At 71.9% G+C, this 24,021-nt stretch carries 24 protein-coding genes; 17 read left to right on the forward strand and 7 right to left on the reverse strand.

Annotated features, from left to right (window positions below):
• Positions 1-62 precede the first annotated feature (62 nt).
• The 8 genes from ACIQMJ_RS25970 (at position 63) to ACIQMJ_RS26005 (ending at position 8,847) form a co-directional block, all read left to right on the forward strand.
• A complete protein-coding gene (locus tag ACIQMJ_RS25970) occupies positions 63-1,178 on the forward strand; it encodes a DUF2786 domain-containing protein (RefSeq protein ID WP_499763578.1) in 1,116 nt (371 codons plus the stop codon).
• A 48-nt stretch (positions 1,179-1,226) separates the two neighbouring features.
• Positions 1,227-1,943: a hypothetical protein gene (locus ACIQMJ_RS25975; protein WP_499763579.1), complete on the forward strand. Its 717-nt coding sequence runs from the start codon at positions 1,227-1,229 to the stop codon at positions 1,941-1,943.
• A gap of 58 nt (positions 1,944-2,001) precedes the next feature.
• A complete protein-coding gene (locus tag ACIQMJ_RS25980) occupies positions 2,002-2,445 on the forward strand; it encodes a very short patch repair endonuclease (protein ID WP_499763580.1) in 444 nt (147 codons plus the stop codon).
• A gap of 13 nt (positions 2,446-2,458) precedes the next feature.
• Positions 2,459-3,547, forward strand: coding sequence for a DNA cytosine methyltransferase (locus ACIQMJ_RS25985; RefSeq protein ID WP_499763621.1), 1,089 nt, complete (start codon positions 2,459-2,461; stop codon positions 3,545-3,547).
• Positions 3,548-3,608: 61 nt separating this feature from the next.
• Positions 3,609-4,139 carry a hypothetical protein gene (locus ACIQMJ_RS25990; RefSeq protein ID WP_499763581.1) on the forward strand — a complete coding sequence of 177 codons (531 nt, stop codon included), beginning with the start codon at positions 3,609-3,611 and terminating at the stop codon, positions 4,137-4,139.
• Positions 4,140-4,178: 39 nt separating this feature from the next.
• Entirely contained in the window at positions 4,179-4,448 is a 270-nt protein-coding gene (locus tag ACIQMJ_RS25995; RefSeq protein WP_499763582.1) for a GlsB/YeaQ/YmgE family stress response membrane protein, read from the forward strand.
• A 963-nt stretch (positions 4,449-5,411) separates the two neighbouring features.
• Positions 5,412-8,042 (forward strand): DEAD/DEAH box helicase, encoded by a 2,631-nt coding sequence (locus ACIQMJ_RS26000; protein ID WP_499763583.1) that lies wholly within the window; start codon positions 5,412-5,414, stop codon positions 8,040-8,042.
• The gene (locus ACIQMJ_RS26005; protein ID WP_499763584.1) at positions 8,035-8,847 is read left to right on the forward strand and encodes an SWIM zinc finger family protein; all 813 of its coding nucleotides are present in this window, start codon (positions 8,035-8,037) and stop codon (positions 8,845-8,847) included. The genes ACIQMJ_RS26000 and ACIQMJ_RS26005 overlap by 8 nt, the downstream gene beginning before the upstream one ends.
• Positions 8,848-8,851: 4 nt before the next feature.
• Here ACIQMJ_RS26005 and ACIQMJ_RS26010 read toward each other — a convergent pair whose 3' ends face one another.
• Both ACIQMJ_RS26010 and ACIQMJ_RS26015 read right to left on the reverse strand, forming a co-directional pair.
• Positions 8,852-9,136 (reverse strand): MoaD/ThiS family protein, encoded by a 285-nt coding sequence (locus ACIQMJ_RS26010; RefSeq protein WP_499763585.1) that lies wholly within the window; start codon positions 9,134-9,136, stop codon positions 8,852-8,854.
• A 1-nt stretch (position 9,137) separates the two neighbouring features.
• Entirely contained in the window at positions 9,138-10,202 is a 1,065-nt protein-coding gene (locus ACIQMJ_RS26015; protein ID WP_499763586.1) for a WD40/YVTN/BNR-like repeat-containing protein, read from the reverse strand.
• Positions 10,203-10,325: 123 nt separating this feature from the next.
• On the opposite strand from ACIQMJ_RS26015, the gene ACIQMJ_RS26020 reads away from it, so the two are divergent.
• Both ACIQMJ_RS26020 and ACIQMJ_RS26025 read left to right on the forward strand, forming a co-directional pair.
• The gene (locus ACIQMJ_RS26020) at positions 10,326-12,032 is read left to right on the forward strand and encodes an acyl-CoA dehydrogenase family protein (RefSeq protein WP_499763587.1); all 1,707 of its coding nucleotides are present in this window, start codon (positions 10,326-10,328) and stop codon (positions 12,030-12,032) included.
• A gap of 222 nt (positions 12,033-12,254) precedes the next feature.
• Entirely contained in the window at positions 12,255-12,665 is a 411-nt protein-coding gene (locus tag ACIQMJ_RS26025; protein WP_499763588.1) for an ester cyclase, read from the forward strand.
• Between the two features lie 84 nt (positions 12,666-12,749).
• Here ACIQMJ_RS26025 and cspE read toward each other — a convergent pair whose 3' ends face one another.
• On the reverse strand, positions 12,750-12,956 hold the full coding sequence (gene cspE, locus ACIQMJ_RS26030) for a transcription antiterminator/RNA stability regulator CspE (protein WP_053717138.1): 207 nt from the start codon (positions 12,954-12,956) through the stop codon (positions 12,750-12,752).
• A 245-nt stretch (positions 12,957-13,201) separates the two neighbouring features.
• Between cspE and ACIQMJ_RS26035 the strand changes: the two genes are divergently transcribed.
• Complete coding sequence (locus ACIQMJ_RS26035) at positions 13,202-13,534, forward strand: hypothetical protein (protein WP_499763589.1); 333 nt, start codon at positions 13,202-13,204, stop codon at positions 13,532-13,534.
• Between the two features lie 23 nt (positions 13,535-13,557).
• Positions 13,558-14,280, forward strand: a complete 723-nt coding sequence (locus tag ACIQMJ_RS26040) for a hypothetical protein (RefSeq protein WP_499763590.1) — start codon at positions 13,558-13,560, stop codon at positions 14,278-14,280.
• A 9-nt stretch (positions 14,281-14,289) separates the two neighbouring features.
• Here ACIQMJ_RS26040 and ACIQMJ_RS26045 read toward each other — a convergent pair whose 3' ends face one another.
• Positions 14,290-14,736, reverse strand: coding sequence for a pyridoxamine 5'-phosphate oxidase family protein (locus ACIQMJ_RS26045; RefSeq protein ID WP_499763591.1), 447 nt, complete (start codon positions 14,734-14,736; stop codon positions 14,290-14,292).
• A gap of 10 nt (positions 14,737-14,746) precedes the next feature.
• Positions 14,747-15,397 (reverse strand): DUF899 domain-containing protein, encoded by a 651-nt coding sequence (locus ACIQMJ_RS26050; RefSeq protein WP_499763592.1) that lies wholly within the window; start codon positions 15,395-15,397, stop codon positions 14,747-14,749.
• Between the two features lie 83 nt (positions 15,398-15,480).
• On the opposite strand from ACIQMJ_RS26050, the gene ACIQMJ_RS26055 reads away from it, so the two are divergent.
• Positions 15,481-15,936, forward strand: coding sequence for a winged helix-turn-helix transcriptional regulator (locus tag ACIQMJ_RS26055; RefSeq protein WP_499763593.1), 456 nt, complete (start codon positions 15,481-15,483; stop codon positions 15,934-15,936).
• Here the strand turns inward: ACIQMJ_RS26055 and ACIQMJ_RS26060 are convergent.
• A complete protein-coding gene (locus ACIQMJ_RS26060; protein ID WP_499763594.1) occupies positions 15,933-17,039 on the reverse strand; it encodes a sugar ABC transporter substrate-binding protein in 1,107 nt (368 codons plus the stop codon). The genes ACIQMJ_RS26055 and ACIQMJ_RS26060 overlap by 4 nt on opposite strands.
• Positions 17,040-17,351: 312 nt before the next feature.
• Here ACIQMJ_RS26060 and ACIQMJ_RS26065 point away from each other — a divergent pair, with 312 nt between their 5' ends.
• On the forward strand, positions 17,352-17,498 hold the full coding sequence (locus tag ACIQMJ_RS26065; RefSeq protein ID WP_499763595.1) for a hypothetical protein: 147 nt from the start codon (positions 17,352-17,354) through the stop codon (positions 17,496-17,498).
• A gap of 65 nt (positions 17,499-17,563) precedes the next feature.
• Here the strand turns inward: ACIQMJ_RS26065 and ACIQMJ_RS26070 are convergent, their stop codons facing one another.
• Positions 17,564-20,539 carry a glycine--tRNA ligase gene (locus tag ACIQMJ_RS26070; protein ID WP_499763622.1) on the reverse strand — a complete coding sequence of 992 codons (2,976 nt, stop codon included), beginning with the start codon at positions 20,537-20,539 and terminating at the stop codon, positions 17,564-17,566.
• 683 nt (positions 20,540-21,222) lie between these two features.
• Here ACIQMJ_RS26070 and ACIQMJ_RS26075 point away from each other — a divergent pair.
• The 3 genes from ACIQMJ_RS26075 to ACIQMJ_RS26085 all read left to right on the forward strand — a co-directional run bounded on the left by ACIQMJ_RS26075 (position 21,223) and on the right by ACIQMJ_RS26085 (position 23,961).
• Complete coding sequence (locus ACIQMJ_RS26075) at positions 21,223-22,644, forward strand: LCP family protein (protein WP_499763596.1); 1,422 nt, start codon at positions 21,223-21,225, stop codon at positions 22,642-22,644.
• Positions 22,645-22,681: 37 nt separating this feature from the next.
• Positions 22,682-23,347, forward strand: a complete 666-nt coding sequence (locus tag ACIQMJ_RS26080) for a SanA/YdcF family protein (RefSeq protein ID WP_499763597.1) — start codon at positions 22,682-22,684, stop codon at positions 23,345-23,347.
• Positions 23,348-23,478: 131 nt separating this feature from the next.
• Entirely contained in the window at positions 23,479-23,961 is a 483-nt protein-coding gene (locus ACIQMJ_RS26085; protein ID WP_499763598.1) for a helix-turn-helix domain-containing protein, read from the forward strand.
• Positions 23,962-24,021: the final 60 nt, after the last annotated feature.

Genomic DNA, 24,021 nt, shown 5'->3' on the forward strand with positions numbered 1-24,021 from the left:
TGTGGAGCGCAACGCGCACCGGCTGCGGCGACACCACACCCGAAAGGGGACAATCAGCGGTCGTGGACTCCCTGCGCGAAGCGTTGTGGCGGGCCGCGGCGAATCGCCGGGCCCGGCTGCCGCGCACCTCCTCCCTCCCACCGGCCGAAGTGGACGACGCGGTGCAGGCGGTGTTGCGGCGTGCGTTCGACCACCTGTGGGAGCACGGCTGGCTGCCTTACGACGTGTACGAGGTCGTGAGGCGTAACGAGGACGAGCGCGCGCTGTCGTTCCTGGTCGACTCGCTGGCACTGGAGGCGTCCCGCTACCCCGCGTTGCACCCGCGCTGGCGGGAGCAGTTGGCGGAGATCGAGGCGACGGTGTGGTGGGATGCCGACCAGCCGCACCTCGACCAGTGGGCGACCAGGCACATCGAGCTGCGCGACGACGCCGTGGCCGCCGCGGTGGCCGTGCTGGCGGTGCTGATCACGTTGCCCCCGCTGCCGGTGATCGTGCCGAAGCCGGGGACGCCGCTGGCCGCGATCGACCACCACCACGTCGACCCGAAGATCCTCAACCGGGTGCGGGGGCTGCTGGCGAAGGCCGAGTCGACCGCGTTCCCGGACGAGGCGGAGGCGCTGTCGACCAAGGCGCAGGAGCTCGTGACGCGGCACGCGTTGGAGCGGATGCCCTTGGAGGCGCCGACGACGACGTCACGCCGGCTGTGGTTGGACAAGCGGTACTTCGACGGCAAGGCGCACGTCGTGCACGTGGTCGCGGAGGCCAACCGCTGCCGGGCCGTGGTGTACGACCTGGGGTTCGTGGCGCTGGTCGGCGAGGAGCTCGACCTGGAGATCGTGGAGCTGCTGTCGGCGTCGTTGCTGGTCCAGGCGACGCGGGCAATGGTCGCGGCGGGCGACAAAGCGCGCAAGGGCGACGAGGCCCGGTCCGCGGCGTTCCGCAAGTCGTTCCTGCTGTCGTACGCGCACCGGATCGGTGAGCGGTTGCGCGCGGCGAACGAGGTGCCCGCCGACGACGACCGGCTGCTGCCCGTGCTGGCGGAGCGCAAGAAGGCGGTGGAGGAGTACTTCGGCTCGATGTTCAGCCGGACCGTCGCCAAGTCGACGCCGGTGCGCAGCGCGGCGGGGTGGGACGCGGGCCGCTCGGCGGCCGACCGGGCGAACCTGTCGATCACCTGACCTGCGGTGTCGCCGGAACTGTCGGTGGTCGTCCGTACTCTCCGCGTCATGACCACCGCGATGGAAGTGCGCAGGCTGTTCAACGTCACGCAGGAGACCCGGTTCCACTTCAACCACTGGTACAGCGGGCGCAAGCACGTCGTGGCGCACGTGATGGCGCACGAGTCCGTGGCCGTGCACCGGGTCACCGCCGACGAGGTCGAGGCCGCGTGCCGGAGCGCGCCGCGGCCGGGTCCGACCGACGTTCCGCAGATCCGGGGTTGGCGGCCCGACTTCGCGTTCGCGCACGTCGCCCACCACGTGGTCGAGGCGCTGGGCCGATTACCGGGCTGGCCGGAGTTCCGCGAGTTCTGCGAGGCCGACGAGAAGGCGCGGGGGATGTTGTGGACGCCGGCCCGCGAGGTGATCGCCGAGGTGGGGCCGGAGGGGCGGGCCGCCTTGCGCAACCGGGTCGTGTCCGAGTTCCTGGGGTTCCTGCGGGACGTGTACGTGGTCGCGGTGCTGCGCGGGCACGGGTTGGACGTGCGGGTGCACCCGTTGGCGGACACCGTGTTCAAGGTGGACGCGTGGGTGGAGCGGCTGATCCTCAACCCGCGCGGCGGGCGGCAGCGGTCGGAGGAGCTGCTGGTGCACGCGATGCCGCCGTTCTTCTTCGCCGACCTGGGGGTCACCGGGTTCACGCAGGTCGGTGCGGCCGTGCTGCCGGCGCGAGCACAGCTGGACCGTGCGGCGCGGAGGCTGCGGGACGTGCTGCACCCGGCGTGAGGAGGGCTTCGCGCCGATCGTCGGGCTCTGCCGTGGTGGACGTTTGCGAGGCGTGCGGATGGGTCATCATGGCCGGGTGCCGAACCTGGAGACGACGGACGACGTCCGCGCCCGGATGAGCAAGCAGCGGTCCCGGGACACGGGCATCGAGGTGGCGTTGCGGCGTGAGCTGCACCGGCTGGGGCTGCGCTACCGGGTGCACCAGCGGCCGGTGCGGGCGGTGCGGCGTGAGGCGGACGTGGTGTTCGGGCCGGCCAAGGTGGCGGTGTTCGTGGACGGGTGCTTCTGGCACGGCTGCCCGGAGCACGGCACCTGGCCCAAGCGGAACGGGGAGTTCTGGCGGACGAAGATCGAGGCGAACCAGGCGCGTGACGCCAACACCGACCAGGTGCTGGCCGACGCGGGGTGGCTCGCGGTGCGGGTCTGGGAGCACGAGGACCCGACCGTCGCGGCGAGTCGGGTGCGGACGGCGGTGCTCGCGCGGCGCGGTCGGCTAGCCTGAGCCCGTGCTGTCCATGATCGACCTGTTCGCCGGCTGCGGCGGCATGACCTCCGGGTTCGCCGCGGCGGGCGGCTACCGGCCCGTCATGGCGGTCGAGTGGGACCTGCACGCGGCGGCCACGTACGCGGCGAACTTCGGCGAGGACCACATCCGCTGGTCGGACATCGCGGCCGTGCCGGACAGCGCGATCCCCGAGGTGGACGTGATCGTGGGCGGTCCGCCGTGCCAGGGTTTCTCGAACCTGGGCTCGAAGGACGTCAACGACCCGCGCAACTCGCTGTGGCGGGAGTACCTGCGGTTCGTGCGGCAGGCCCGGCCGTCGGTGTTCGTGATCGAGAACGTCGACCGGTTCCTGGCGTCGACGGAGTTCGCGCTGCTGCAGGCGGAGACCGAGGGCTACGAGCTGAGTCACGGCATCCTGCTCGCGGCGGATTTCGGCGTCCCGCAGCGGCGGCGGCGGACGATCGTGATCGGCTCGCGGATCGGGCGCATCCCGTTGCCGGCCGCGACGCACCCGCGCGGGCGGTGGCACACGGTGGGCGACGTGCTGCGCGGCCTGCCGGAGCGGCCGGTGACGACGTCGTTGCCGAACTCGGTGGTGGAGTTCTTCGGGCGTGAGCTGCCCGGTCCGTTCAAGAGCCCGGACTTGCACATCGGCCGCAACCCCACGCCGTTGTCGCTGGAGCGGTACCGGCACATCCCGCCGGGCGGTGGCCGGTTCAACCTGCCGCCGGAGCTGCTGCCCCGGTGTTGGCGGGAGAAGAAGACCGGCACGACCGACGTGATGGGTCGGATGCGGTGGGACGAGCCGTCGCTGACCATCCGCACCGAGTTCTACAAGCCGGAGAAGGGCCGCTACCTGCACCCGCAGTGGGAGCCGGGCGAGGACGGCCACCGGGTCGACCGCCCGATCACGCACCTGGAGGCAGCGCGCCTGCAGTCGTTCCCGGACTCGTTCGAGTGGTGCGGGTCGAAGATCGAGGTGGCGCGGCAGATCGGCAACGCCGTGCCGCCGTCGTTGGCGCGGGCCATCGCCGAACACCTCAAGCCGTACCTGACGGGCGCGGAGCCGACCGCGCCGACGTGCCCGCTCTGCCCCTGATCCGCTCGCGTTCCCAGGAATGGGCCCGGAATTGTCGGACCCCTTCGCTAGCGTCATCACCATGACGACAACCACGTACGAGAACGCGGTCCGCATCGGCTCCACGACCTACCAGGTGGTGGCCACCGCCGACCCGGACCTCTCCGTCGACCTGGCCGGTGTGGACGCTGCCGGCGCCATGGTGGCCGAGGGCACGATCCGGATGCCGGCCGAGGCCGGCGCGAAGATCGGCAAGCTGCTGGCGCAGGTGCTGGAGGCGTTGGGCCGGCTCAGCGCACCGTCCGCGCTCTCCCCGCGCGACCGCCCGGCGAACGCCAACCAACCGTGGACCCCGGACCTGGACGACGGCCTGCGCGCCGACTGGCTGGCCGCCACCCCCGACACCCCGACCGCCGACCTGATCCGGTCGATCGCGAAACGCCTGGAACGCTCCCCCACCTCGATCCGGTCACGGCTGGCGAAGGTGGGGTGCGACCCGGACGTGCCGGGCCGGGCCCTGTCGGAGGAGGGCGCGGCGGTGTTCCGGGTTCAGGGTCGGGATCAGGGCCGGGTCAGGGGCAAACCCGATTCGGGGGGTGAGGGCGTCGAGTGATGCTCGTGGTGGACGCGTAGGGCGAGGAAAGGACCTCTCGTGGAGATCACCGGGCTCATCTCGGCGCTGGTCATCGGCGTGATCGTCGGTGGCCTGGGACGGCTGGTCGTGCCGGGCAGGCAGAAGATCTCGATGGTGATGACGCTCGTGGTCGGCATCGCGGCGGCCCTGGTGGGCACGTTCGCCGCGTCGATCCTGGGCGTCTCGGACACCTCGGGCATCGACTGGATCGAACTGGCGCTGCAGGTGGGCTTGGCCGCCGTCGGCGTCACCACCCTGGCCCGCAGGAGGTCCCACCAACCCCAGTGACCCCCGGCAGGCCGCCCGGTCCCACCCCGTCCGGCCTGCCCCACCGCTCGCCGGCTCGCGCGCAAGGCTTGCGAGGGGGAGCGGGCGGGATTGAACGGGGCGCGGTCGGCCTGCTTCGGCGCACCCCGACGGCTCGGCCCGCGCGGCGGAGACGGCCGGGCGGCCGGCGTCGGAAGGGTCGGGCTGCACAAACCCGACCGAACGGCTTCGCTCCGCGCGGCTCAATCGGCCTCAGTTGAGCGGCCCAGCCTGGGCTTTGTCGGACTGGATTGGGATGGGCCGGGCTGGCTGGAACGAGCGGGGCCTGCCGGGTTGGCGTGGACCGACTGGCTGGCTTGGACCGGGCAGGGCCGGGTGCGGTTGGGCGGTCCGGGCTGGCTTAGGGCGGTCGAGGGTCGGCCGGGCCAGGTGGGTCAGGTCAGTCGGGTCAGGTTGGGCAGTCCGGTTGGGTTGTGTTGAGCCGGGCCCGGGCGGGCTGCCTTGAGTGGACTGGTTGGGCAGGCTGTCCGGGTCAGTGGGCAGGGTTCGGGTGGGCGCAGGTGTGTGGGGCCGGTTGAGGTTGGTGGTGGGTTGGCGGGTGGTGGGTTTGGTTTGTCGCGGGTCGGTGGGTGAGGGCTCGGGAGGAAGGGGGGTTTGGTGGGGGTGGGTTTCGGGGTTGGTGATGGTGGGGCGCATAGTGCTGGGGTGTTGGTGCTGCATGCGGTCGGTGTTGGTGGTGGGCGGGTTGGGGTTTGGGCGGAGGGGGCGGGGTTGCCCGGGAGGGTTGAGGGGCGGTTGCCGAGGAGGGCGGTTCGGCATCCGTTCGCGGTTGAGGGCGAGGTGTTGAGGCGGTTGGTCGGGGGTGTGGTTGGCGAGGTCGCGGTTCGGTTGCCGTCTTGGGCCGGTGGGCCCGTGCAGTCTCCTGAGTTGGTTCGGGAGGGGCGTGGGCGTGGGGTGGTTCGGTGGCGGGAATGGGTCGTTCCCGTGGTGTGGGTTGATGGGGTGGCGTTGGAGGGGTTGCCGGATTGTCGGGTGGGGGCGTCCGGGAAGTTCTGGGGTGACGTGCTCGGGTTCGCGGACGAGGTGGTGCGGCGGGGGCGGGTCCTGCCGGGGATCGACGGGGACGGGGTTGCCCGGTGGCGGGCGGCTTTGTCCGGTGTCGACGCGTTGCGGTACGCGGCGTTGCGGGCCAGTGCGCCGCAGTCCTTCCGGGCAACCGGCGAGGCGGGGGATCTGGTCGAAGAGGTGTTGGATCGCGCGGTCGACCGGAAGGTCCGGGCCGCGTTGCCCGAGGGGAGCCCCGGCGGGGAGGGGGTGGTCGGGCGGTGGTTGGACGCGTTGGTCGGTGAGCCGCGGGCGGTGGGGGACGCGGGGGCGTTGCGGGCGAAGCTGGCGGCGTGGCGGGCCGGTGGCCTTCGGCAGAACCCGGTGCGCACGTGCTTCCGGCTCAGCTCACCCGATCAGGGCGGCATGACCAAGGACGGGTGGCGGGTCGAGTTCCTGTTGCAGGCGGTGGACGAGCCCAGTGTGGTGGTGACCGCCGAACAGCTGTGGCACAAGCAGGACGCGGTGTTGCGGCGGTGGGTCGGGCGGCCCGAGGACGTGCTGCTCGGCGACCTGGGTCGGGCGGGGCGGCTGTACCCGGCGCTGGACCGGGCGCTCGCCGCGAAGCGGCCGGTGGAGCTGGAGCTGGACGTCGAAGGCGCGTACGACTTCCTCCAGCACGCGGCGGTGCTGGCGGAGGCGGGCTTCGGCGTGATGCTGCCCTCCTGGTGGCGTCAGCCCCAACGGCTCGGGCTCCGGCTCACGGCAGCCAGTCGCGGCACGGCCGGGCAGGTGGCCAAGGAGAGCGAGCTCGGGCTCAAGGTCCTGGTCGACTACAAGTGGGAGCTGGCCGTCGGCGACGAACGGCTGACCGAGGCCGAGCTGCAGTCCCTCGCCGAGGCCAAGGTGCCGCTGGTGCGGGTCCGCGGCCAGTGGGTGCACGTCGACCCGAAACGCCTCGCCGCCGGCCTCGCGTTCCTCAAGCGCGGCGGCGGGCAGATGACGGCCGCGCAGGTGCTGCTGCACTCCGGCCTGCACCCCGAGGACGCCGACCTGCCCCTCCCCCTCAACGGCGTCAGCGCCACCGGCTGGCTCGGCGACCTGCTGTCCGGCGAGGTCGAGCACCACCTGGAACCGGTCGCCCAGCCGCCCGGCCTGGTCGCCGACCTGCGTCCCTACCAGCAACGCGGCCTGGCCTGGCTCGCGTTCCTCGACCGACTGGGCCTCGGCGCGTGCCTGGCCGACGACATGGGCCTCGGCAAGACGGTCCAGCTGCTGGCCCTGGAAGCGCACAACCGCGCGCACGGCAAGCGGCTGCCGACGTTGCTGGTCTGCCCGATGTCGGTGGTCGGCAACTGGCAGCGGGAAGCCGCCCGCTTCACCCCCGGCCTGGAGGTGCGGGTCTACCACGGCGCCGACCGGGCCCTGGACACCGACTGCGACCTGGTCGTCACCACCTACGCGGTCGTCGCGCGCGACGCCGGGAAGCTCGCCGGGACCAGCTGGGACCGGGTCGTGCTGGACGAGGCGCAGAACATCAAGAACAGCGCCACCCGCCAGTCCAAGGTGGTCCGCGCGCTGCCCGCACGGCACCGGGTCGCCCTGACCGGCACGCCGGTGGAGAACCGGCTGGCCGAGCTGTGGTCGATCATGGACTTCGTCAACCCCGGCGTCCTGGGCACCATCAACACGTTCCGCGCCCGCTTCTCCGTCCCGATCGAACGCCACCACGACGAGGACGCCGCCGTCCGCCTGCGCCGCATCACCGGCCCGTTCGTGCTGCGCCGCCTCAAGACCGACCCGCGGATCATCACCGACCTGCCGGACAAGATCGAGGTCAAGCAGCTCTGCACGCTGACCGCCGAACAGGCCACGCTCTACCAGGCCGTGGTGGACGACATGCTGGCCAAGATCGCCGAAGCGGAGGGCGTCAAGCGCAAGGGCCTGGTCCTGGCCACGATGTCCCGCCTCAAGCAGGTCTGCAACCACCCGGCGCAGCTCCTCGGTGACGGCTCGCGCGTCGCCGGCCGCTCGGGCAAGCTCGCCCGGCTGGAGGAGGTGCTGGACGAAGCCCTGGCCGACGGCGACAAGGCGTTGTGCTTCACCCAGTTCACCGCGTTCGGCTCCCTGGTCGTGCCCCACCTGGCCGCGCGCTTCGACACCGAAGTCCTCTACCTGCACGGCGGCACGTCGAAGCGGCAGCGCGACGAGATGGTGCGGCGGTTCCAGGAGCAGGACGGCCCGTCGATCTTCGTGCTGTCGCTGAAGGCCGGTGGCACGGGCCTCAACCTCACCGCCGCGAACCACGTCGTCCACCTGGACCGCTGGTGGAACCCGGCGGTGGAGGACCAGGCCACCGACCGGGCGTTCCGCATCGGCCAGCGCCACCACGTCCAGGTGCGCAAGTTCGTCACCGTCGGCACGCTGGAGGAGCGGATCGACCGGATGATCGAGGAGAAGCGCGGGTTGGCGCAGCTCGTGGTCGGCGCGGGCGAGGACTGGCTGACCGAGCTGTCCACCGGCGAGCTGCGCGAGCTGTTCGCCCTGTCCGGGGAGGCCGTCGGTGACTGACTGGCACGGGTACCGCCCACCGTCGCGGCCGATCCGGGTCGAGGGCGGGCTCACGTTGCGCAGCAAGCGGGGTGACGTCGCGCAGACGTGGTGGTCGCGCCGGTTCCTGGAGGTGCTGGAGTCGTTCGGCATGGCCGCGCGACTCGCCCGCGGTCGCGCCTACGCCCGCACGGGCCAGGTGATGAGCCTGTCGCTGTCGACCAGCCTGGTGGTGGCCCTGGTGACCGGGACGCGGCCGGAGCCGTACCGGGCGCGGATCGGGGTGCGGAAGTTCGACGACGACGACTGGCGGCGCATCGAGCACGCGCTGGCCGACCGGGCGATCTTCGCGGCCAAGCTGCTGGCGGGCGAGATGCCGCCGGAGATCGAGGACGTGTTCGCCGACCTCGGCCTCACCCTGTTCCCCAGCACCATGCGCGAGCTGCACATGGACTGCACGTGCCCGGACTGGGAGGTGCCGTGCAAGCACCTCGCCGCCACCTGCTACCTGCTCGCCGAGTCGTTCGACACCGACCCGTTCGAGATCCTGGCCTGGCGCGGGCGCTCCCGCGAGGACCTGCTGGACCGGCTGCGCGACCTGCGCGCGCCCATCCCGCCGGAGGAGCCCGAAACGACCCGGGAAGCACCGGAGGAGTCGTTCGAGACCTTCTGGTCACGGCCGCCGGTGGCCGAGGTGGTGCCCGACGTGGCCGAGCCGACGACCCGGCGACCGGACGCGCTGCTCGACCAGCTCGACCCGCTCGTCGTGGACGGCGTCCCGGTCACCGAGGCGCTGCGCCCGCTCTACCGGCGGCTGGCCGAGTGACCCGTCAGCCTCCCGCGACCGACGGCAGGATGCGGACCTCCGCGTCCGGGCCCAGCGACGTGTCGGCACCGGACAGCCGGCGGCACTCCTCGCCGTCGACGTAGAAGTTCACGTAACGGCGCAGACCGGCCCGTTCGTCGCGCAACCGCCGGTCCAGCAACGGGTAGCGCTCGGCCAGGTGGTCGAGCAGCGCCCCCAGCGTGGCGGGCTCGGGCAGGTCGACCTCCAGCCTGGCCTGGTTGCCCGCCGTCTGCCGCAACGGCCCGGGGATCAGCACGAGCACCCGCACGTCACACCTCCGCCGCGCGCACGCACACCACGTCGGGCAGGTGCTCCGCGACGCGCTGCCAGTTCTCCCCCTCGTCCGCGCTCGCGTACACCTCGCCCGAGCGCGACCCGAAGTAGACGCCCGCCGGCTCGGCCGCGTCCGTGCACATCGCGTCCCGCATCACGGCCGTCCAGAAGCCGTCCGGCAGACCGCCGCGCAACGCCTCCCACGACGACCCGCCGTCGGACGAGCGGTACACCGCGCACCGGCCGCCGGGCGGGAACCGCTCGCCGTCCGCGGTCAGCGGGAAGGTGTAGATCACGTCCGGCCGGTGCGGGTGGCTGACCACGGGGAACCCGAAGTCGGCGGGCAGGCCGTCGGCGATGGACGTCCACGTGGCCCCCGCGTCGTCCGACCGGTACACGCCGTGGTGGTTCTGCAGGAACAGCCGCTCCGGTTGGGCCGGGTGCCGGCTCACCTTGTGCACGCACTGGCCGAACTCCGGGTACGGGTCGGGCAGGAAGTACGCCTTGATGCCGCTGTTGCTCGCCTCCCACGACGACCCGCCGTCGAACGTCCGGTACACCCCGCCGGTGGACATCGCCACGGTCAGCTTCAGCGGGTCGGCCGGGTCGGGCAGCACGGTGTGGACGGCCTGCCCGCCGAACCCCGCGCCCCACTGCTCCCGGTGCGGGTGCTTCCACAGGCCCTCCACCAGCGCGTACGTCCGGCCTCCGTCCTCCGAGCGGAACAGCGCGGACGGCTGCGTGCCCGCGTACACGACCTCCGGGTCGGGGGTCAGCGCGAGCTGCCAGACCCGTTCCAGCGCGGTGTCGGCGGGGAACGCGATCGGCGCGTGGTCCGGCTCGTCCCAGGTCGCGCCGAGGTCGTCGCTGGTCACCACGGTCGGGCCGAAGTGGGAGCTGCTGGTGCCCACCAGGAGCCGCGGCCGGTCGCGGCGGTGGTCGATCGCGATCGCGTAGACCTCGGTCATCGGGTGGTGCGGTCCGCTGAGGCTCCAGGACGTGCGGTCCTCGCTGGTCGCGAGCCACAGGCCCTTGCGCGTGCCGATGGCGAGCAGGTGCATGGTCCACTCCTCGGTTTGTGACGCGCAGCACACTACGCCGGGGGTCCGACACTCGCGCCCCGGCCGGACGGCCGCACAAGTTACCGACTGGTAGCGTGCGGCGGCGACGAAGGGAGAACCCCGGTGCTGTTCGACCCGAACACCCACGACTTCGGCCACCTGGACGCGGAGAGCCGCCGCCTGCTGCGCGCGACCGTCGACTGGTTCGAGGAGCGCGGCAAGCGCCGCCTGATCGCCGACGACCAGGCGAAGGTCTGGTACACCGAGTTCCTGGACTTCGTCGCGCGGGAGAAGCTGTTCGCGACCTTCTGCACGCCCGCCGCCGAGGCGGGCGGCAACGGCGACAAGCGCTGGGACGCCGCCCGCAACGCCGCGCTGAGCGAGGTCCTCGGCTTCTACGGCCTCCAGTACTGGTACGCCTGGCAGGTCACCGTGCTCGGCCTGGGCCCGATCTGGATGAGCGACAACGCGGCGGCCCGTGCGAAGGCCGCCGAGCTGCTCGACCGGGGCGCGGTCTTCGCCTTCGGGCTGTCGGAGAAGGAGCACGGCGCCGACGTCTACTCCACCGACATGGTCCTCACGCCCACCGCCACCGGCTTCACCGCGTCCGGCGGCAAGTACTACATCGGCAACGGCAACGTGGCCGGCATGGTGTCGGTGTTCGGCCGCCGCGCCGACGTCGAGGGCCCGGACGGGTACGTGTTCTTCGCCGTCGACTCCCAGCACGAGAAGTTCGAGCTGGTCAAGAACGTGGTCGACTCGCAGATGTTCGTCAGCGAGTTCCGCCTGCACGACTACCCGGTCGGCGCGGACGACGTCCTGCACACCGGCGCGGAAGCCTTCAGCGCCGCCCTCAACACGGTCAACGTGGGCAAGTTCAACCTGTGCACGGCCTCGATCGGCATCAACGAGCACGCGTTCTACGAGGCCGTCACGCACGCCCACAACCGGGTCCTGTACGGCAAGAGGGTCACCGACTTCCCGCACGTCCGGCAGAACTTCGTGGACGCCTACGCCCGGCTGGTCGCCATGAAGCTGTTCTCCGACCGCTCGGTGGACTACTTCCGCAGCGCCTCCCCCGAGGACCGCCGCTACCTGCTGTTCAACCCCATCACCAAGATGAAGGTCACCAGCGAGGGCGAACGGGTGGTCGACCTGCTCTGGGACGTGATCGCGGCCAAGGGCTTCGAGAAGGACACCTACTTCTCCATGGCCGCCCGCGACATCCGCGCGCTGCCGAAGCTGGAGGGCACGGTCCACGTCAACCTGGCGCTCGTGCTCAAGTTCATGCCGAACTACCTGTTCCAGCCCGCCGACTACGCCGAGGTCCCCACCCGGCACGACCCGGCGGACGACGCGTTCTTCTGGCGCCAGGGACCGGCCCGCGGCCTCGGGCGGATCCGGTTCCACGACTGGGAGACCGCCTACCGCGAGCACGCCCACGTGCCGAACGTCGCCCGCTTCCACGAGCAGGCCCAGGCCCTGCGCACGCTGCTGACCACGGCCGCGCCGGACGACGACCAGCGGGAGGACCTGGACTTCCTGCTCAACCTCGGCCACCTGTTCACGCTGGTCGTCTACGGCCAACTCGTGCTGGAGCAGGCCCGTATCACCCGGCTGGACGCCGACGTGCTGGACCAGGTGTTCGACGTGCTGGTGCGCGACTTCTCGGCCTACGCGGTCGCCCTGCACGGCAAGGCGTCGTCCACCGAGGCGCAGCAGGCGTGGGCGGTCGAGCAGGTCCGCAAGCCCGTGGTCGACCGGGACCGGTTCGACCGCGTCTGGAACGAGGTGGCGGCGCTGTCCGGCGCCTACGAAATGCGCCCGTGAGCCGATCCCGGCGGGGTGGTGGCGCATTCACCGCCGCTCCGCCGGGAAAGCCGCAGGTGAACGGGTGAGCGCGGCCGACCGCACCGGCAATGGCACCAATCACCCTGACTCCGAGTGGGCGGTCACGCGCACCGCCCGACGGGTGAACGGGTGTGGAATCGCGGATACCCGGTCGTCCACCGCGTCTTGACTGGTGGGTGCGCGTGCGTGTTTCGTGCGCGCATGACCGCGTCCAAGGCACTCCGGGCCCTTCGCGAGGCGATCGTGCTGGAGCACCTGGAGTCGGAGAACGAGCAGGAGTTCGACACCGCCGTCGGCGCGTTCGACCACCCGCGGTGCGAGATCGTGGCGACCGGGCAGGTGTTCGACGGCCGGGCCGAGGTGGCCGGGTACTACGCCCGCGTCCGCGACGCGTTCCCGGACCAGCGCAGCACGCTCGTGGAGCTGCACCACGCCGACGACGCGGTGATCGTGGAGCTGGAGCTGCGGGGCACCCACCTGGGCGGCGAGGAGCCCACCGGGCGGGCCTACCGGGTGCGCACGACGGCGTTCTTCGTGTTCGACGACGCCCGGCTGGTCGGCAAGCGGGTCTACGGCGGCCAGGTCGACCGGCCGGCCGCGCTGAGGGCCTGAGCACGCGATTCGGGCCGCCACCCCCGCTGCTGCGAGGGGTGGCGGCCCGAAAAGATCCAGGTCCTGGTGGTGACCCGGATTAGGTCAGAGCGGTCGAACCGTCTGCGCCTGCGGGCCCTTCTGGCCCTGGCCGATCTCGAACTCCACCCGCTGGTTCTCTTCCAGGGTGCGGTAGCCGTTGCTCTGGATCTCCGAGTAGTGCACGAACACGTCGGCGCCACCGTTGTCCGGGGAGATGAAGCCGAAGCCCTTCTCCGCGTTGAACCACTTGACGGTGCCCTGAACTGCCATCTTGCTACTTCTCCTCTAACAGGTGCCGGATCGCGCTTGCGACCACCGGGTCAGCTAGGGCCCCGGCCCTTCCTGGCGAGGAAAGTTCGGCGCCCGCAACTCCGTTCCGCGAGCGTGGTGGAACACGAACACAGAAAGGTACGACCGAAGACAGTCAACCACGAGATCCCGCCGCCAGTCGAGCGGAAGAATGCGGCGAGTCGCACTGCTACCGTGGGCGAGGTCGCGATCACAGGGGGTCCCCGATGCCTGAACCGATGCTGGTCACCATCGCCGCTTCGCTCGCCTCGCGGGCCGTCGCCGGGCTGTACGAGCTGGTCCGGGTGAAGTTCGCGGACGATCCCGTGGCCACCGCGGCGCTCACCGCGGCCGAGGGCGCGGCCCCGGACTCCCCGCAGGTCACGGAGTTGAGCGAGACGTTGGACCGGGCCGTGCGGGCCGATCCCGCCTTCGGGGCCGAACTGCGGGCCCACCACGCCGTGACGCAGACGGGCCGGGTGACCAACAACATCTCCGGCACCGTCAGCGGCAACGTCGTGCAGGCCGGCGACATCCAGGGCGGCATCACCTTCAAGTAACCCCGGCGGGTGAAGATGGTGGGGTGTACCCGCTCCACCTGCCCCAGTCCCGGTTGCTGTTCTTCTTCCTCGGCCTGGTGCTGACCTTCGTCCTCATCCGCATCAGCGTGCGCCTGATCCGGGCGAACGTCCGCTGGTGGCCGGGCAACATCACCCCCGGTGGCACCCACATCCACCACGTGGTGTTCGGCGCGGTGTTCATGCTGCTCGGCGGTGTGATCGGGCTGGCCGTGCCGGACGACATGCACGGGGTGCGGGTTGCCGCAGCCGCGTTGCTCGGCGCGGGCGCGGCCCTGGTGCTCGACGAGTTCGCGTTGATCCTGCACCTGCGGGACGTGTACTGGACCAAGGACGGCCGGCTGTCGGTGGACGCGGTGTTCCTCGCCATCGGCATGACCGGCCTGCTGCTGATCGGCGCGCGACCGCTGGGCTACGAGGAGTTCTACGGCGAGGGCGTGGCCCTGCGCGTGCTGATCATCCTGGTCAACCTGGGGTTCGCCATCGTGGCGCTGCTCAAGGGCAAGGTGTGGACCGGGCTGCTCGGGCTGCTGGTGCCGGTGCTGCCGGAGATCGGCGCGGTGCGGCTGGCCCGTCCGGGCTCGCCGTGGGCCCGCTGGCGGTACACCGAGGGCTCGCGCAAGCTGCGCCGGGCTTACCGCCGGGAGGCCCGCATCCGCCAGCCGCTCATCCGGGTGAAGATCCGGGTGCAGGAGTTCATCTCCGGGCGGCACGACGAGGAGGCATGACACCCGGGCTCAGTCCCCCGGCTCCCCGAAGTCGTTGGTCAGCCACCGCACCGGACGGCCGCTGAACAGGACGAACGTGCCCGACGGGTCGGTGGTCTCCGACTCGGCGAACGCCCGCGCGTCCGCTTCGGGCATGTACCGGCTCGCCACGGCGTGCACGTCGTCGGCCGACGGCGCGCGGTCGGCGCGTTCGACGACGCACTCCGCGGTCACGTACCGGTACGGGTAGGCCGGTTGCTGCACGTTCAGGCTGAACGCGCCCGCCCGTTCGAGCAGGCGGGTCTTGCGGGCCGTGCGGCCCTGCGTGCCGGTGAAGAACGTGATGCGGCCGTCCCGGTAGGCGTAGAACACGGGCACGGTCAGGGGCGGTCGGTCGCCGGCGGCGACGCTCAGCACGGCGACGTGCGGCCGGGCGAGGAACTCGTCGCGTTCGGCCTGGGTCAGGGCGCGGTCCACCGGGACCTCCTCAGTACTCGTCGCGCAGGCGCAGCCACGCCATGGTCGGGGTCTGCGGCCAGCCCTCGGGCGAGTCCTCCCAGCGCTCCTGGCGGCCGTACGGGGTCAGGTCGAGCAGGGTGAAGTCCATCCGCAGCCGGTCCACGCCGCGGCCGCTGGTGAAGTACGTGCGGAACACCTCGTCGCCGTCGCGCAGGAAGACGCTCAGCCCGAAGCCGCCGCCCAGGCCCAGCTCGTCGTAGAACGCCTGCCGGGACGAGTACCAGGGCACGGTCCAGCCCATCCGCTCGCGCACGGGGGCGATCTCGTGCTGCGGCGCGCGTGACATCAGGATCAGCGTGGTGTCGCGGGCGTTGAGGTGGACCTGGTCGGCGAGGTTGTCGGTGAACGAGCAGCAGCCCGCGCACAGGTGGTCGTCGCCCGGGGCGAGCATGTGGTGGTAGGCGACGAGCTGCCGGCGGCCCGCGAACAGGTCCGCGAGGCCGACCACCGCGCCGTCCGGCGCGGTGAACTCGTGGTCGGCGCCCAGCCGCACCATCGGCAGCCGGCGGCGCCGGGCGGCCAGCGCGTCCAGCGCGTGGGTGAGTTCCTTCTCCTTGACCAGCAGGTCGTCGCGGGCTGCCTGCCACTCCTGCGGTGTGACGACGGGCGGTCGAGCCATAACGCACCTCCAAGTTCCCTGAGGGAACTGACCGTAGCGCAGATAGTTCCCTGAGGGAACCCTCTAGCGGTAGGCTGGACCCCGTGCAGCGGACCCGGTTCGGCGACATGGCCTGCTCGATCGCGCGCACCATGGACGTCGTCGGCGAGCCGTGGTCGCCGCTGATCCTTCGGGACGTCTACGTGGGCATCTCCCGCTTCGACCAGCTCCAGGACGACCTCGGCATCTCCCGCAAGGTGCTCGCCGAGCGGTTGAAGTGGCTGGTCGAGCAGGACGTGCTGGAACGCCGCGAGTACTCGGCCAGGCCGCCCCGCCACGAGTACGCGCTCACGCCGAAGGGCGTGGAGCTGGTCGAGCTGCTGATGGTGATGGTGCGCTGGGGCGACCGCTGGACCGCGGGTGAGGCCGGCCCGCCGGTGCTCTACCGCCACCACGCCTGCGGCCGGGTCGCGCACGTGGAGCTGCGCTGCTCGGAGTGCGGCGAGCCGATGGGGCCGACCGACGTCGACGTGCTGCCCGGCCCCGGCAGCGCCGCCTAGCTGGTCAGGATGCCCAGCTCCGCGCAGTCGTCCGCGGTGTCGCCCGCGCACAGGTCGGCCGGCTTGACCACGCTCTCGGCCACCAGCGCGCGCACGTTGTCGCGGGTGATCAGGTCCGCGCCCAGCAGCACCGACTTCACGTCCCGCTTCGCCACCAGGTCGCGGGTGTTGCCGGTGGCCAGGTCGTCCGCGCCGCTGTGGTCGCCGCGCGCCACCGCGATCGCCAACCGCGCCGCCGCCTCGGCCTCGTCCCGGATCGGCTTGTAGACCGTCATGCACTGCTCGCCGCGCAGGATCGCGCGCAGGCCCTCCACCGTGGCGTCCTGCCCGGTCACCGGCACCCGACCGGCCAGGCCCTTGGCCTTGAGCACCTCGATGGCCGCGCCCGCGAGCCCGTCGTTGGCCGCGACCACGCCGTCCACCGAGCCGCCGTTGGCCGACAGCATCTGCTCGAACGCGGCCTTGCCGAGCAGCGGGTCCCACTTGTCGATGGCCTTGCTGTCGACCAGCCGCAACGCCCCGGTGTCGTACTTGGGGCCGAGCTTGCGGCGCTGGCCGTCGAAGAAGAGCGTGGCGTTGTTGTCCGTCGGCGCGCCCTGGAGCTCCATGATCCGCGCACCCGGCTTCTCGCCCAGGCACCTCAGCAGGCCCTCGGCCTGCAACTCGCCGACGTTGAGGTTGTCGAACGAGACGTAGTACTCGGCCTGGCCGCCCAGGCTGATCCGGTCGTAGTTGATGACCGGGATGCCCGCGTCCTGGGCCTTGCGCTCGACCGCCGCGCCGCCCTCGGGGCTCAGCGGCGTCGTCATCAGCACCTTCACCCCGCGGGCGATCATCTCATCGGCGATGCTCGCGAACTTGGCCTCGTCACCGTCCGCGTTCTCGATCAGCCCCTCGACGCCCGCGAAGTTCAGCGCCTGGAGCAGCAGCGGCCGGTCCTGCTCCTCCCACCGGTCCGACGACGAGCGGTCCGGCAGGATCACCCCGACGACGGGCCTGGCCGCCCGACCGCCGGTCGGCGCGAGCGGGTCGTCCGACGTGCCGCACGCGGCGGCGAGCAGGACGAGGAGACCGCAGGACACGGCCGTGACTAGCCTTCGCATTCGCCAACCCCTTGCGCGGGCACATCCGCCGCGGACGGCGTGAATACGGAATGTCGCGGAATTCCAACCCCCCGGGCGGCGGTTCGTCAAGACGTAGCAACCCCGCAGCTCCGAATGGTCCGCGCCATTCGGTCAGTTGACCTTCCCGGAACATCGAACCTGCTGGTCGGACCGTTACAGTGGGTATATATCACGCTCCGCACCCGATTGGTCACGGATTCGGCAGCCACCAAAGGGGACTTCCCGTTGCGGTGAATTGTGTGCGATGGTGTCGCGTGCCGAACCCTGGCCGGGTGTGTGAGGAGTAGCAGCGTGAGAATCATCCCCGCAGCGCTGGTGGCCGTGGCCGCCGCGGCGTTGCTCGCCTTGGGCGCCGGGTCCGCCGCCGCCGATCAGGCCACGCCGGACCACACCGTCGCCGTCTCCAGCACCAACCTGGACGACAACCGCGACATGTAGGCAGCTACGACGATCCCCCGCCTCCCGGCGAACCGGTGGGCGGGGGATCGTCGTACGCGAACGGCTCAGCCCAGCGCGGTGCCCAGGGCCTGCCAGTCCAGCACCGGCGCGGCCAGGTCGCGGATCGCGGCCAGCAGCCCCAGCCGGGCCCGCCGCACGTCGGCGTCCTCGGCCATCACCAGCACCTCGTCGAAGAACGTGTTCACCGGCCCGGTCAACCCGGTCGCGGCGGCGGCAAAGGCGGCCAGGCCCGTGACGCCGGGCGGCACGTCGGCCAGCGCCTTGTGCAGCGCCACCTCGGCGGGCTCCACCAGCGCCTGCGGGTCGTACCCGCCGACGGTGTCCGCGGGCACGATCCGCCGCACCCGCTGCAACGCGGCCACCAGCGCGGCGAAGCCCTCGTCGCCCGCCAGCGCGGTCAGCTCGGCCAACGTCGTGTCGGCCACCGCGGGCGCGTCGGCCAGCGGCAGCACGGCGTTGACGAACCGGTGGTCGTGCCCGGCGTCCAGCAGCTGCTGCTCGTACCGCCGCACGGCGAACTCGCGCGCCGCGTCCAGCGCCTCCGCCGACACCTCCAGCTCCTGGGCGGCCAGCGCCAGCGCCTTCGTCAGCGTGATGGCCTTCAGGTCCGGGAACGCCCGCAGCACGCTCACCGCGCCCAGCGCCGCCCGCCGCAGCCCGAACGGGTCGGAGCTGCCGGTCGGGTTGGCCCCGATGCCGAACAGCCCTGCCAGCAGGTCGAACCGGTCGGCCAGGGACAGCAGCGCGCCGGGCGTGGACGACGGCAGCGCGTCACCGGCCGAGCGCGGCAGCTCCATCTCGTACAGCGCCTGAGCGACCGCCGGGGTCTCCCCCGCCCGCTCGGCGTACTCGCGGGCCATCACGCCGGCCAGGCTGGACAGCTCGATCACCATCTGCGAGCCCAGGTCGAACTTGGCCAGCTCGCCCGCCCGCGCCAGGGTCCCGTCGGCGGTGCTCACCTCTTCAGGCCCGACCTCGCCCGTGCTCACCTCCCCGGCGAGCCGCCGCGCGAGCGCCGCGATCCGGCCCGCCCGGTCGGCCATCGAGCCGAGCTTGTCGGCGAACGTGAGCTTTTCCAGCCCGGCCTTCATGTCCTCCAGCGGCGTGCGCAGGTCGGCGCGCCAGAAGAACGCCGCGTCCTCGTACCGGGCCCGCAGCACGGCCTCGTTGCCCGCGCGGACCAGGTCCGCGTCCACCTCGCCGTTGGCCACGGCCACGAAGTGCGGCAGCAGCGAGCCGTCCTGCGCCCGCACGGGCAGGTACCGCTGGTGCTTGCGCATCACGGTGGTGAGGATCTGGGCGGGCAGCTCCAGGTAGCGCTCCTCGAACGAGCCGAGGATCGGCGTCGGCCGCTCGACCAGGTTCGTCACCTCGTCCAGCACGCCCTCGAAGTCCACCACCCCGCCCACGGACGCGGCCAGCTCCTCGGCGCGCGCCACGATGGCGTCACGGCGGCGTTGCGCGGAGGCGTCGATGCCGTGCCCGGCCAGGAACTCCAGGTAACCGTCCGCCGTGGACACCTCGACCACCGGCTCGGCGGCGGTGCGGTGCACGCGGGTCTTCGGCTCGGCGGCCAGGGAGGACACCGCGACCGGCACCGGCGTCGTGCCCAGCAGGGCCAGCAGCCAGCGGATCGGGCGGGTGAACGACAGCTTCGGGTCGTTCCACTTCATGTTCTTCTCGGCGCGCAGCTCGGACACCACCTCGGCGAGCAGCCCGCTGAGCACCCGCACCGCGCCGCGACCGGGGTCGGTGCGCACCAGGGCGACGTGCTCGACGCCGTTCTCCGTGACGCGGCCGAGCGCGTCCACGTCCACGCCCTGGCCGCGGGCGAAGCCCTGCACGGCCTTGGTCGGGTTGCCGTCGGCGTCGAACGCGGCGGACACCCGGGGGCCGCGCACGGTCTTCTCCGCGTCCGGCTCGCGCGGCGCGACGTCGGGCACCAGCACCACGATCCGGCGCGGCGTGCCGTGCACCTCGACCGCCCCGTGCGCCAGCCTGGTCGCCCCCAGCTTGTCCGCGACGGCCTTGCCGACCGCCTCGACGGTGCGGGTGACCTCGGCGGGCGGCAGCTCCTCCGTGCCGATCTCGAACAGCAGCGTGCTCGGCGCCTCGACCTCGGCGAACTCCGCAGGCAGCGCGGCCGCGGCGGGGACCTCCGCCACGCCGAGCGGGTGGCCGAGCTCCTCGCGGCGGGACGCCCACAGCTGGGCGACCTCGCGGGCCAGGCCGCGCATCCGGCCGAACGCGCGGGCCCGCTCGGTGGTGCTGATCGCGCCACGCGCGTCGAGCACGTTGAACGCGTGCGAGCACTTGAGCACGTAGTTGTGCGCGGGCACCGGCAGCCGCGCGTCGAGCATCCGGCGCGCCTCGGCGGCGTACTCCTCGAACAGCCGCTTGTTCGCCTCCACGTCGGCGTCGTCGAGGTAGTAGCGGCTCATCTCGTACTCGGCCTGGCCGAACGCCTCGCCGTAGGAGATGCCGGGCGCGTACGCGATGTCCTTGAAGTGGCCGACCCCCTGAAGGGCCATCATGATGCGCTCGATGCCGTACGTGATCTCGACCGACACCGGGTCCAGCGACATGCCGCCGGCCTGCTGGAAGTAGGTGAACTGGGTGATCTCCAAGCCGTCCAGCCACACCTCCCAGCCCAGGCCCCACGCGCCGAGCGCGGGCGAGGCCCAATTGTCCTCCACGAACCGCACGTCGTGCGCCCGGACGTCGATGCCCAGCGCTTCGAGGCTGCCCAGGTACAGCTCCTGGGGGTTGCCCGGGTCGGGCTTGAGGATGACCTGGAACTGGGTGTGGGTCTGCAACCGGTTCGGGTTCTCGCCGTACCGCGCGTCGTCGGGCCGCACGCTCGGCTCGACGTAGGACACGCGCCAGGGCTCGGGACCCAGCACCCGCAGCACGGTGGCGGGGTTCAAGGTGCCGGCGCCGACCTCGGTGTTGTACGGCTGCACGACGACGCAGCCCCGTTCGGTCCAGTACCTGGTGAGCGCGAGCAGCGCATCCTGCATGGTCAGCACGGCAGCAGTCTACGAACGGGACGCCGCCGAACTTACAATCGGGTAACCGAGCTGGTCAGACCGCCCTCGGCCCGGTATCACCACGTCCTGCGACGCCGCTGTGCGACGCTGGTGGCAACCCGGGCCGCCTGCCATGCGTCCACTGGGACGTACCCGGGTACTTGGGAGGAGTGGGAGTGGACAACCGGCCGCCGAGGCCAGGCGAACCCGACGGGTTTCGCAGGCGACCCGTTCCCCCTCGGAGTCCTTCCGCAGGTCAGCCGCCGCGCGCCCCAGAGCCGCCGCGGCGCTCCGAGCCCGGGGGCCGGTTCGACGCGCCCCGACGCGGCCCCGAGCGCCCCACCGGCGAGCGCCGCGCGCCCGGTGAGCGGCCGAACCGCCCGGTCGACCCCCCGTCCGGCGAACGGCCCCGCCCGAACCCGCCGCGCGCCGGTGAGCGCGCGGGCTCCGAGCCCGGCCGCCCCCGTCGCACCGACGACCGCAGGGCCGCCGACGACCGCAGGGCCGAGGGCCGACGCCCCGCCGCGCCCCAGCGCGTCGCCCCCGCGTCCCGACCCACCGGTCAACGCCCGCGCCCGCCGGCCGGCCGCACCGGTCCGCCACGCCGCCGCCCGCCGTCACGTCCCGCGTCCGGTGGCGCGATCTTCGGCCGGTCGCTGCTCGCGCTGTTCTCGGTGGCCGTGCTACTGGGCACCGGCTACGCGTGGGCGAACCTGAACACGCTGCTCAACGAGATCTCCACCACCGACGTGATCAGCGACGCGGGCGGCGGCGAGAAGCCCGCCGACGGCTCGGTCGACATCCTGATGGTCGGCATGGACAGCCGCACGGACTCCAAGGGCAACCCGCTGCCCCAGGAGATCCTGAACGAGCTGCACGCGGGCAACGAGAACGACGGCGGACTGAACACCGACACGCTGATCCTGATGCACGTGCCGAACGACGGCGGCAAGGCGGTCGCGGTGTCGTTCCCGCGCGACTCCTACGTGCAGATCGCGGGCGGCTACGGTCGGCACAAGATCAACTCGGCGTACGGCTACGGCAAGAACGAGGCCGTCGCCAAGCTCGAGCGCGAGGGCGTCACCGACCCGGCGCAGCTGGAGGTCCGGTCCAGGCAGGGCGCGGCCAAGAACCTCATCACCACCATCGAGGACCTCACCGGCGTCACCATCGACCACTACGCCGAGATCAACCTGGTCGGCTTCTACGAGATCACCAAGGCCGTCGGCGGCGTGGACGTGTGCCTCAACCAGGCCACCCGCGACGACATGTCCGGCGCGAACTTCGCCGCCGGCCCGCAGAAGATCCAGGGTCGCGAGGCGCTGGCGTTCGTCCGGCAGCGCTACGGGCTGCTGCGCGGCGACCTCGACCGCATCGTGCGCCAGCAGGTGTTCATGGCCGGCCTGGCCAAGCAGATCCTGTCCGCGGGCACGCTGTCCGACCCCGGCAAGCTGCGCTCGCTGATCGACGCGCTGACCAAGTCCATCGTGCTGGACAAGGACTGGGACGTGCTGCGGTTCGCCACCCAGATGAAGGACCTGACCGGCGGGAACCTCAAGTTCGAGACGATCCCGACCGGCAACCCCGAGCTGGCCACGCCCGAGGACGGCATGGCGGTCGAGATCAACGAGCGCGAGGTGAAGAGGTTCTTCAAGACCCTCAGCGCCGACCCGAACGCGACCGCCGCCGGCACGCCCGCGGTCGACAACGCCACGGTGACCGTCGAGGTGCGCAACGCCTCCGGCACGCCCGGCCTGGCCGCGCGGGTGCTCCAAACGCTCGTCGCCGAGCGGTTCGTGGACGGCGGCGCGGCCAACGCCTCCCCCATGGACGCGTCGGTGGTCCGCTACGGCGTGGGCGGCGAGGCGGGCGCGGAAGCCGTCTCGACCGCTCTGGGCGGGCTCGAACTGGAAGAGGACCCCGACATCCCGGCCGGTCACGTGCGCGTGTTCGTGGGCGCGGACTACGCCGGGCCGGGCGCGCAGAACCTCGCCGGTCGGCCGCTCGTCGGCCTGGACGGCGCGCGGCAGCAGCAGCCGGACACCACCACGACCGAGCCGCCCATCACGGCGGACGGGGTGCGCTGCGTCAACTGAGACGTCCGGCTGAGACGTCCGATCCCGGGGGGCAGTCGTGGGTGACCTCGTCAAGCGCATCCGCTGGAAGCGGGTGCTGATCGCGCTCGGCCTGCTCGCCGTGCTCGCGGCCACACCGTGGGTGTGGGTGCAGACCAGCAGCGCCCCCTACCGGCACGGCGCGGCCGACGTGCCGGACGCGCCGGTGGCGCTGGTCCTCGGCGCGGGCCTGACCAGGTCGGGCACGCCGACGGCGTTCCTGGCGGGCCGGCTCGACGTGGCCGCCGACCTGTACCGGCGCGGCAAGGTCGAGGTGCTGCTGGTCAGCGGCGACAACAGCACCACCGACTACGACGAGCCGACCGCGATGCGCACGTACCTGGTCGACCGCGGCGTGCCGGCGGACCACGTGGTGGCCGACTACGCGGGCCTGGACACCTGGGACTCGTGCACGCGGGCCAAGCGGATCTTCGGCGTGGAGCGGGCGACCGTGGTCACGCAGGAGTTCCACCTGCCGCGCGCCGTGGCGCTGTGCCGCTCGGCGGGCATCGAGGCGTTCGGCGTGGGCCACGACACGTCCGACCGGTTCGCGACCACGTCCTACGGGCACTTCCGGGAGGTGTTCGCGGCGGGCAAGGCGATGTGGGACGGGCTCGTCGCCAAGCCCGACCCGCGCTTCCTCGGGCCGCGCGAAACCGGCGTCACCAACGCGTTGAGGCGTTGAAACGCTACTGTCAGTACCACTCCTCTAGCCCGATCGGGCGATAATTCGGACAACCCGCGTAAGCAACCGTCCGGTCGCGCTTTCCATCTGCGTGGGGTCTGTCGGGGCCCCGGCGGACTGGAGGATCGACGGTGCAGATCGACACAGCGGCGTACCAGCGCGTGCTCGGTGATGAGCTCCGCAGCCTTCGCAAGCAGCGCGGATGGACCCGCAAGGAGCTCAACCGCCGGCTGCAGAGCGACATCTCGCTGCAGACGCTGGCGACGTACGAACTGGGCACCCGCCAGTGCTCGGTGACCAGGTTGGTGGAGATCTGCGTCGCGCTGGGCGTGCCCGCGCACCAGGTGCTCGCACGGGTGCACGAACGCGTGTTCGGTGACACGCCCGCCGGGCACCTCTCGGTCGACCTGGCCACGGTCGTCGCCGACACGCGACCGCAACTGATGCCGCTGCGCCGCTGGGCGCAGGGCAGGCTCGCGCACCTGGTGCCCGGCCAACCGCCCGAGGTGCACCTCGACCTGCCCGCGCTGGAGTACATGGCCCAGTTGTGCCAGCTCAGCACGGTGGACCTGATCCGGACCCTGCGGGAGCTCGACCACCAAGGGCCCCGGTAGCATCGGGGGATCTCCCTCCCCTGACAGATCCGGGAAGTCGGTTGCCGAACACTCCAGGTG

The organism is Actinosynnema sp. NPDC091369, from assembly GCF_044757065.1.
In the GTDB taxonomy this organism is placed as follows: Bacteria; Actinomycetota; Actinomycetes; order Mycobacteriales; family Pseudonocardiaceae; genus Actinosynnema.